The 680-nt window shown below is 37.1% G+C and carries 1 protein-coding gene; it reads left to right on the forward strand.

Features of this window, described 5'->3' with window-relative positions; genetic code table 11:
• The first annotated feature begins 141 nt into the window (after positions 1–141).
• Complete coding sequence (gene tnpA / locus ACERJO_RS21040; RefSeq protein ID WP_373648785.1) at positions 142–597, forward strand: IS200/IS605 family transposase; 456 nt, start codon at positions 142–144, stop codon at positions 595–597.
• Positions 598–680 lie beyond the last annotated feature (83 nt).

The raw sequence follows: 680 nt of genomic DNA on the forward strand, positions 1-680 counted from the left end.
ATTATATGGGTTTAAAACCACGTGTTCTACACGTGTGAAAATAAAACTTCTAGAGTGGTAAAGTGACAGAAAAAATCTCCAATCGTTATAATAGAAAATGGCCGTCAAACCAACTTCTATAAAACGAAAGGAGACCTACTCATGTCGAGTGACAATAGTTTATCACACACGAGGTGGAATTGTAAGTATCACATAGTATTCATACCTAAGTACAGAAGGAAAGTCATTTATGGAAAATTAAGAAAAGATATAGGTGCAATCCTAAGAAGGTTATGCGAAATGAAAGATGTCGAAATCATCGAAGCACATGCCATGAAGGACCACATTCATATGTTAGTAAAGATACCTCCTAAATTATCTGTGTCGCATTTTATGGGCTACTTAAAGGGAAAAAGTTCGTTGATGATCCACGATCGTCATGCGAATTTAAAGTATAACCATGGGAATCGCACATTTTGGGCAAAAGGGTATTATGTGAGTACGGTGGGATTAAACCAAAAAACAATTGAAAACTATATTCGTAATCAAGAAGCAGAGGATCGACTACGAGACCATATGACGAAGAGAGAATATGTTGATCCATTTAAAGATAAGTAATAGAAGTGAACGGTTGACGGTCAGTTTAGAGTCCCCTTTAGGGGGCAGTCAGTAAAGTGCCCTTATAGGGCGAAATTAAAACC

This window comes from Halalkalibacter sp. AB-rgal2, assembly GCF_041821005.1.
GTDB lineage: Bacteria > Bacillota > Bacilli > Bacillales > Bacillaceae_D > Halalkalibacter.